At 75.1% G+C, this 8,061-nt stretch carries 7 protein-coding genes and 1 pseudogene; 3 read left to right on the top strand and 5 right to left on the bottom strand.

All coding sequences use genetic code 11. From position 1 onward, the window contains the following. Positions 1 to 24: 24 nt before the first annotated feature. The 4 genes from ACOV8S_RS09140 to bdeA form a co-directional block, all read right to left on the bottom strand. The gene (locus tag ACOV8S_RS09140) at positions 25 to 1,293 is read right to left on the bottom strand and encodes a PucR family transcriptional regulator (protein WP_448317202.1); all 1,269 of its coding nucleotides are present in this window, start codon (positions 1,291 to 1,293) and stop codon (positions 25 to 27) included. Between the two features lie 215 nt (positions 1,294 to 1,508). Further along, the gene (locus ACOV8S_RS09135) at positions 1,509 to 2,108 is read right to left on the bottom strand and encodes a helix-turn-helix transcriptional regulator (protein WP_448317407.1); all 600 of its coding nucleotides are present in this window, start codon (positions 2,106 to 2,108) and stop codon (positions 1,509 to 1,511) included. A gap of 1,202 nt (positions 2,109 to 3,310) precedes the next feature. Continuing rightward, positions 3,311 to 4,267, bottom strand: a complete 957-nt coding sequence (locus tag ACOV8S_RS09130) for an AAA family ATPase (RefSeq protein ID WP_448317201.1) — start codon at positions 4,265 to 4,267, stop codon at positions 3,311 to 3,313. 213 nt (positions 4,268 to 4,480) lie between these two features. Further along, positions 4,481 to 5,413 (bottom strand): bis(hydroxyethyl) terephthalate hydrolase, encoded by a 933-nt coding sequence (bdeA, locus tag ACOV8S_RS09125; RefSeq protein ID WP_448317200.1) that lies wholly within the window; start codon positions 5,411 to 5,413, stop codon positions 4,481 to 4,483. Between the two features lie 316 nt (positions 5,414 to 5,729). Here bdeA and ACOV8S_RS09120 point away from each other — a divergent pair, with 316 nt between their 5' ends. Beyond that, complete coding sequence (locus ACOV8S_RS09120) at positions 5,730 to 7,085, top strand: diaminopimelate decarboxylase (RefSeq protein ID WP_448317199.1); 1,356 nt, start codon at positions 5,730 to 5,732, stop codon at positions 7,083 to 7,085. A gap of 108 nt (positions 7,086 to 7,193) precedes the next feature. On the opposite strand, the gene ACOV8S_RS09115 is transcribed toward ACOV8S_RS09120, so the two are convergent. Next, positions 7,194 to 7,472, bottom strand: coding sequence for a GlsB/YeaQ/YmgE family stress response membrane protein (locus tag ACOV8S_RS09115; protein ID WP_108953573.1), 279 nt, complete (start codon positions 7,470 to 7,472; stop codon positions 7,194 to 7,196). A gap of 232 nt (positions 7,473 to 7,704) precedes the next feature. Between ACOV8S_RS09115 and tgmA the strand changes: the two genes are divergently transcribed. Beyond that, a complete protein-coding gene (tgmA, locus tag ACOV8S_RS09110) occupies positions 7,705 to 7,902 on the top strand; it encodes a putative ATP-grasp-modified RiPP (RefSeq protein ID WP_448317198.1) in 198 nt (65 codons plus the stop codon). 24 nt (positions 7,903 to 7,926) lie between these two features. Then, positions 7,927 to 8,061 (top strand): annotated as a pseudogene (locus tag ACOV8S_RS09105) (ATP-grasp ribosomal peptide maturase); the annotation flags it as partial.

Raw genomic sequence — 8,061 nt, 5'->3', positions numbered from 1 at the left:
GGGGTGGTGCGCGGGGGCGCCGCCTCAGGGGCGCAGCAGGCGGCCGGCGGCCAGCGCGAGGCTCACCTGGACGACGTCGGCCGGGCGGGTCAGGGAGCGGCCGGTGAGCTGTTCGCAGCGTCGGAGCCGGTTCAGGACGGTGTTGCGGTGACAGTAGAGACGGGCTCCGGCGCGCTGCGCGGAACCGTCGCAATCCAGCCACGCGGCGAGGGTGTCCAGGAGCAGGTCCCGGTCGGAGGGTTCCAGGCGCAGCAGGGGGCCGAGGACCTCCTCGGCGAGGGCGCGGCCGAGCTCGGGGCTGGAGAGCAGCAGGGCGCTGGGGAGCTGTTCGTGCAGGCGTACCGCGCCGCCGGCCTCGGGGCAGATGCCGAGGGCGGTGTCGGCGTGGCGGCGGGCGTCGCCGAGGGCGGCCAGGCCGTCGACGCCGAGGCCGACCCCGATGCGGGCGCCTTCCGGGGGGTCCTGTGCGGCGAGGCGTCGCAGGTCGGCGTCGTCCTCGAGCAGCACGATGCCGTGGTCGACGTCGACGCCGGTGTGCCAGTGCACGTGCAGGCCGGCGGGGACGGCGGCGGAGCGGGCGGCGGCGCTCTCTGCGGCCCCGCCCGCACTGACCGCGACGACGGCGTAGCGGCCCTGTTCCGGCAGCCCGAGGGCCTCGGCGGCCTCGGGGAGGTCGGAGATGCGGCTGGTGCCGTCCAGCAGGGCGGCGGTGAGCAGGCGCAGCCGGTTCTCCCGGCGCCAGGCGAGGCGGCGTTCGACCTGCCGGTAGGCGTCGGCGACGAGGGTGCAGTGTTCGTCGACGAAGTTCCAGACGTCGGCGGCGACGTGGACCAGGAGCCGGACGTCGTCGGGGGCGCTGCGGGAGGTCTCCTCGACGAGCGCCTGCCACACGAGGGAGCCGCCGAGGCGGAAGGCGTGCAGCAGGGCGTCGAGCGGGAAGCCGTGCTCGGCGCGGGTGGCGCCGATCTTCCACGAGCAGCGGCGGGCCTCCTCGCGGGCGGTGCGCGGGTCGAGGAGGGAGGCCACGCTGTGCCGCAGGGAGCCGTGGGCCTCCTGCCAGGTGCCGGCGGGGTCTGCCTCGATGGCCGCCCGGTAGGCGGGCTCCTGCTCGCGCAGCACCGCCACCAGCCGGTCCGTGAGGTCCGGCAGGGCGCCCTGCACGGCCCGGGCGCTGCGGTGCAGCACCCGGAGCGCCTCCGCGTCGAGCAGCGACCTGAAGCGCGGCGAACGGGGCTGTGGCACGGCGGTCGTCGCGGGGCGCAGTGCTCCTCGTGACCGTACGGCTTGGTACATCGCGATCCTCCTCCGAGGTCGGCTCTCCCCGGCAGTACGCGCGCGACGGCCATGGTGCTGCGGCCCCCACGGTCCGGGGGCCGCGTTGCGGCCGTCACCTGACTCGTCCTGCTTCGAAGAATGACATACCGTCCGGTCGGTCCCTAGAGGTGTGCACCTAGTTGCTCATTTGTTACCGACGGTTTTCCTGTGGGTCCCCCGCCCGGGGACGGCCGCTACCGCTCCAGGCCGACCATCCGCGCGAGCTCGACGCGGGAGCGGACGCCGAGCACGGCGAAGATGTTGCGCAGGTGGTGGTCGACGGTGCGGGTGCTCACCGACAGTCGCTGGGCGACCTCCCGGTTGGTGTCGCCGCCGGCCACGCAGCGGGCGATGCGCTGCTGCTGGGGCGTCAGGCGCGAGAGCACGCCGTCCTGCGGGGCGGCGGGCGCCTCCCCGTTGGCCCGGAGTTCGGCGCGCGCCTGGTCGGCCCAGACCCGGGCGCCGCAGCGGTCGAAGATCTGCAGGGCGTCGCGGAGCCGGCCGCGGGCCTCGCGGGGGCGGCGGCGACGGCGCAGCCACTTGCCGTAGAGCAGTTGGGTGCGGGCCTGCTCGAAGTCTCCGCCGGCCTGCTCGTGCAGTTCGAGGGCGCGCCGGTAGTGGGTGTCCGCGCTGTCGGGGTCGTCGGGCGGGGCCAGCAGGGCCCGGCAGCGGGCGAGCTGGGCGGGCGCCTGGGGGTCGGCGCCGAATTCCGCCCACAGCTCGAACTCCTCGACCACGATGCGGGCCTCGTCCGCGCGGTCGGCGAGCACGGCGGCCTCGGCGAAGCAGGGCATCACCAGTGCCCGCACGGCGAAGTGGCCTCCAGCCCGGCCGGGCCGCACCAGGGGGCCGAGCCGGGCCGCCGCCTCGGAGGGCCGGCCGCGCCCCAGTTCGGCGCGTCCGGTGGCCCATTCGGCGAGGGTGGAGGTCTGGGCGAGGCCGTGGCTGCGCGCGGTGGCGAGCGCGGCGGCGGCCTGGGCGCCCACCTCCTCGACGTCGCCCTCGATGGAGGAGGCGAGGGCGAGGATCGCCCGGTGGTGGGCCGCGGTGTTGCGCCGCCTCGAGTGCAGGGCCGAGCGCAGGCCCTCCTCCGCGTGGGCGCGGGCCCGGGCGTGCCGGCCCGCCCGCAGTTCGGCGTAGGCGAGGTACTCCAGGGTCTGCGGCACGAACGCCTCGTTGCCCCGGGCGCGGGCCGCGGCGAGCGCGCGGGCGCCGGCGCGGCAGGCGGTGTCCACCTCGCCGAGCAGCAGGGCGGCGGTGGCGGCCCGCCGCAGCGCCTCGGGCTCGTCCTGGGTCCAGCCGTGGTCGAGTACCCGGCGCAGGGGACGGGCGGCGTCGGCGAGACGCGCCTCGAGGATGGCGCGCATGCCGGTGAGGTAGTCCCGCACCGGGTCGGCCCGGCCGGGACCGGGGGCGGGCGCGGTAGCCGTCGCGCTCGCCAGCGCCGACAGGCAGCCGGTCAGGTCCCCGGCGGCCCAGGCGGCGTCCGCGGCGGCGACGGTGGCGGCGAGCGCCAGTTCGGGCGCCTCGCCCGCCAGGAGGGAGCGGGCGAACAGGAGCGAGGCGTGGGCGTCGGCGACGGGCCCGTCCCCGAGCGTCATGACCCCGCGCAGCAGTTCGGCGCGGCCGCGCACGGTGGCGCGGGCGTCGGGGCCCCCGGCGTCGGCGAGCAGGCCGCGCGCCTGCGCCGGGCGGCCGGCGAGCAGAGCCTGTTCCGCTGCGGCGGTACGGCGTTCGGCGCGCCGGGTGACCTCGGGGGTGAGGTCGGCGGCCCGGGCGAGCGCGGCTGCCCGCTGGAGGTGGGTGGCGTCGGTCGCCGGGTCGAGGGCGGCACGGGCCAGGTCCCCGGCGAGGGCGGCGTCGGGCGCGCCGACGGAGTGGGCGAGGTGGAGCAGGGCGGGCAGGCGGCGGCCGTCGGCGGTCAGGACGGCGGCCAGCGCGCGGTGGGCGGTGCGGCGCCGCTCCGGGCGGGCGCCCGCGTGGACGGCCCGGCGGATCAGGGTGCTCGTGAAGCGGAGCCGGCCGTCGGCCCGCACGAGGAGGTCGGCGGCGCGCTCGGCGCGGGGTGGCGGGGCGGCGGCCGGGCCCAGGCGTGCGGCGGCGCGCAGCACCAGGTCGGCGTCGACGCCCGGCCGTCCGTCGGCCGGGGAGGTCTCGTGCGCGGCGGCGGCCACGAGCAGCAGGTCGTGCAGGCTCGTGGGCAGTCCGGCCAGGCTCTCCCCACCACCGAGGCGAGCACGTCCGCGTCGGTGAGGGGGCGCGGCAGCCGGGCGGCGCCGGCCAGTTCGTCGGGCCCCAGGCGGCGGACCAGTGCGTGCAGCAGGGCGGGGTTGCCGTCGGCCTCGGTGAGGAGTTCGTCGGCGACTGCGGGGTCGACGCCGTCGGGCACGAGGTCGTCCAGCAGCGCCCGGGCGGCGGGCCGGGGCAGCGGGCCCAGGCGCAGGACGGGCAGCCCGGCGAAGTCCGGGTCGGCGGCGTGGTGCCGGGTGACGGAGATCAGCAGGCCGACCCGGCCGGCCGCGTGCAGGCGGCGGGCGGCGAACCCGAGCGCGGCGCGGGAGGGGGCGTCCCACAGGTGGGCGTCGTCGACGCAGAGCAGGAGGGGGTTGCCGTCGGCGGCGGCTCTCAGCAGGTCCAGGAGCCCTTCGGGGGTCCGGGACACGTGCGGCGGGCCGCCCACGACGGGGCCTGCGGCGCAGCGCACCGCGTGCACGCCGCTGTAGGGGAGGCGGGACTCGGCGGCGGTCGCGCCGACCCGCAGGACAGGGCCGGCGCCGAAGGAGCGGGCCACACGCTCGAGGAGCGTGGTGCGTCCCAGTCCCGGCTCGCCGGCGAGGAGGAGGACGGCGCTTTCGTCCTCCAGACGGTTCGTCAGGGTCGCGGCCACCGCGCGCAGTTCCTCGGTCCGGCCGTGTGTTCGCGGGGGGTTGATGACGGTCGTCTGTCCGGTCATTCCCGCGATGTTACGGAGGAGTAAAGCCCGCCGGAAGTATGCGGTCCGGCCCTCGTGGGGCGCGTGTGTGGCCGTCCACGGAGGGCGCGGCCGGACTGTGCGCCGGCACATGTCCCCGTCTGTCGGACGCGGACGCCCGGACGGCAGCGGGGCACGGGGGAACGCCGAACGGCGGCCGCGCGTCGTGCGCGGCCGCCGTCGGGGTCCCCCGGGTCAGAAGGCGCAGGTGTTGCGGTACTCCTCGACGTCGCTGAAGAGACCGGTGCTGGGGCCCGGGCAGAGGAACTGGGAGTAGCGGGTGTCGTTGTCCACCCACCGCTTCAGCCAGGAGATGCTGTACTTCGCGATCGTCGTGTTCGACGTGTTGGGCGCGAAGTGGCTGGCGCCGTTGAGCTCCAGGTAGGCCTTCTCGGTGGTCGAGGGGATGCTGGTGTAGAACGGCTCCGAGTGCGAGGCGACCGGGGCGATCGAGTCGGACTCGGCGCCGAAGATCAGCGCGGGCGTGCGGATCTCGGACCAGGTCTTGTCCAGGTTCCAGGGGGTCATCGGGATGATGGCCTTGATGGAGGGCCGGTCCTTGGCCGCCTCGAGGGTGCCGCCGCCGCCCATGGAGTGGCCCATCAGGGCCACGCGGGTGGCGTCGACGCGGCTGCGCACGGAGCTGCTCTGCGTCAGGTAGTCGGCCGCGGCCAGCATTTGGTCGCCGCGGGAGGCGGGCTGGTCGCTGGTGGTGTTGGTGTCGATGGTGAAGACCACGAAGCCCTGGGAGGCGAGACGCTCGCCGAGCCACGAGATGGATGATTCGTAGGCGGTGAAGCCCGGGGTGATGACCACGGCGCCGAACGTGCCGTCGCTGGTGGTGGTCGGGTAGTAGATGGTGCCGCCGCCGAAGCCGCTCACCAGCGACGAGACGGAGGTGCTGGAGACCGAGTACGAGCCGCGCAGGGCCTCGATGCTCGAGTTGGTCGGGGCCGGGCCGCGCTCGTAGGGGTTGTCGGCCGCGGTGGCGCCCGGCGCCGCGAGGGTGCTGAAGGCGACGGCGGCCGCCACGGAGGCGGACAGGCCGGCGATGCGACCGAGGCGGCTCCGGCGGTCGGCCGGCGTGGGGGTGGCGTCGCTGGACGGGCTGCTCTGCGAGTGCTGCACGACGAGTCGTCCTCTCTGACGAGGCAGCCCTCCTTCGTGGTCCCGGCACGCGTCGTTCTGACGTGTCCGCGCCATCGGCGAGGGCCGCCGCTGACTGGCTACGTCACTGTCGGGCCGCTCCCGCCGCGCGTACATCGGCAAAATCACCGGTGTCACCGCGCCCCGCGGGCCGCGCGGCACCCCGATCGCCTCGGTGAGCTGCGTCTTCGCCCCCTGGTACCGAGGAGCCGGAAGAGGGAGGGTGTAGGCAGCGCCGCCCTCGTCGCGGGTGCGGCGCCGGTTGCCGGAACGTCGTCGTGCCGATGAGGAGTCACCTGTGAACACCGCGCCGTCGTCCGTGAAGGGCGCCCCGCACACCGTCGCCGACGTGCTGGAGCGGGCCGTGGCGACCGGACTGCTCGGCCCTGAGCAGCCGGTGGCCGGCTTCCTGGACACCGCGGGCATCCTGCGGGCGGTGGACGGGCTGCGCGAGGCGTTCGCCGGGGTACCGGATGTGCTGCACACCTTCGCCGCGAAGGCCTGCCCGTTGGTCCCGGTGCTGCGGTTGCTGGCGTCGACGGGCATGGGGTGCGAGGTGGCGAGCCCCGGTGAGCTCCGGCTGGCGCTGGCGGCCGGTTTCGAGCCCGGGCGGATCGTCCTCGACTCCCCGGTGAAGACCGAGGCGGAGTTGCGGGAGGCCCTGGAGCTGGGGGTCGCGGTCAACGCGGACAACCTGGCGGAGGTGGAGCGGATCGCCCGGCTGCGTCCGGCGGACTGCGCGTCCGTGCTGGGGATCCGGGTCAATCCGCAGGTCGGCGGAGGTTCGATCGCGGCCACCAGCACCGCCACCGAGCACTCCAAGTTCGGTGTGGCGCTGCGCGATCCGGGGGCCGAGGAGCGGGTGGTGGAGGCCTTCGCCCGGCACCCGTGGCTGACCCGCCTCCACGTGCACGTCGGTTCGCAGGGCTGCCCGCTGCCGCTGATCGCCCAGGGCGTGGCCGTGGCGCACCGCCTGGCGGCCACGATCGACGCGCGGCTGGGCGAACGCCGGGTCACCGGGCTCGACATCGGCGGCGGCCTGCCCGTCAACTTCGACGACGACGAGGTCCGGCCGACGCACGCGCAGTACGTGGCCGCCCTGCGGGAGGCGGAGCCCGCGCTGCTGGACGGACGCTACGCGCTGGTCACCGAGTTCGGCCGGTCGCTGCTCGCCAAGAACGGCTTCCTCGCCGCGCGGGTGGAGTACGTCAAGGACGCGGGCGGGCGCCGGGTGGCCCTCACCCACGCGGGCGGACACGTCGTGACGCGCACGGTGCTGCTGCCGGACGCGTGGGCACTGCGGGTGACCGCCCACGGCCCCGACGGGCGGCCGAAGAACGCGCCGGCGACCGAGCAGGACGTGGCGGGGCCGTTGTGCTTCGCCGGGGACGTGGTGGCGCACGGCCGCGAACTGCCGGAGCTCGCCGAGGGCGACTGGGTGGTGCTGCACGACGCGGGCGCCTACTGCTTCACCGCTTCGTGGAGCTACAACAGCCTGCCGAGGCCCGCGGTGCACGGATTCCGCACCGGGGACGACGGCCGCCCGGTCCTCACGACGGTGCGCACGGCCCAGACCGTCGAGGAGATCGTGCGCGAGTGCGGCCTGGACCACGCCGACGCCCTGCTCGAGGGGCGCGGCGGCACGGCGGGCTGAGCCGGGGCCGCCCGGCCGCGCGGGTCGCCTCCCGCGCACACGTCGGCGCCCGCACCGGAAGTCCGGTGCGGGCGCCGACGATTGGGGAACGGGTGCTGCCCGTTCGTGTCAGGCGTGACGGTGCGTGCTTCGACCGCCGGTGAAGGCACGGTAGAGCAGCAGCAGGATCACGGAGCCGATGATGGCTGCGATCCATGTAGAAAGGTCGAAGAAGCCGTCGATCGAGTCGACGCCGAAGATGACCTTACCCAGCCAGCCACCGAGGAGACCGCCGAGCACACCGATCACCATCGTGATGATGATGCCGCCGGGGTCGCGCCCCGGGAGAAGCGCCTTGGCAATGGCGCCGGCGATCAGGCCAATCAGGATCCAGGCGAGAATGCCCACCATTCCTCCACAGTCATCCAGGTTCTCTGTCCTTTCTTCGGATGATCCGTACACGCCACGGCAAACCAAATTTTTCTTGCCGCCTCCGCGGGCGGTCACGGAGCGTGAGGAAACCAATCATCGGCCCGGCACGTATAAGTCGTTGGAGGCGGAGCGCCCGGCGACCTGATCGCGGGGCCGGGCGGGTCGTGTCCGCACGGGGTATGTCACGGACCGTCCCAGGGAGAGACCCATGCACATGTTCGCCCTCGATTTCGCCCGGCCGACACAGGAGTGCGAGGTCACCGCGGCTCCGCCGTACAGATACGACCCGTCGCTGCAACTGAACGTGCTCGACGACGGACGCGTGGCCGTGCGCGACCGGGACCTCCTGCGGGTCCTGGGGGCGACCACCTCCACCGCCGGCTCCAAGACCCACTTCGACGACTGACGCCGGCGGCGCGGGCGCGAAGCGATGACCGTACTGATCCTGACATGTACACAGGATGTGACCGCGGACCTGGTGGTGGACCGGCTCGACGCACGGGGCGTACCGGTGCTGCGGGTCGATCCGGCCGAACTGCCGGGTGCCGTCGGGCTGTCCGGCGAG

It is taken from the genome of Streptomyces sp. CO7 (assembly GCF_053474865.1).
Note: the sequence above shows the minus strand (reverse complement) of the source record. Positions and strands in the feature narration are given on the sequence as shown.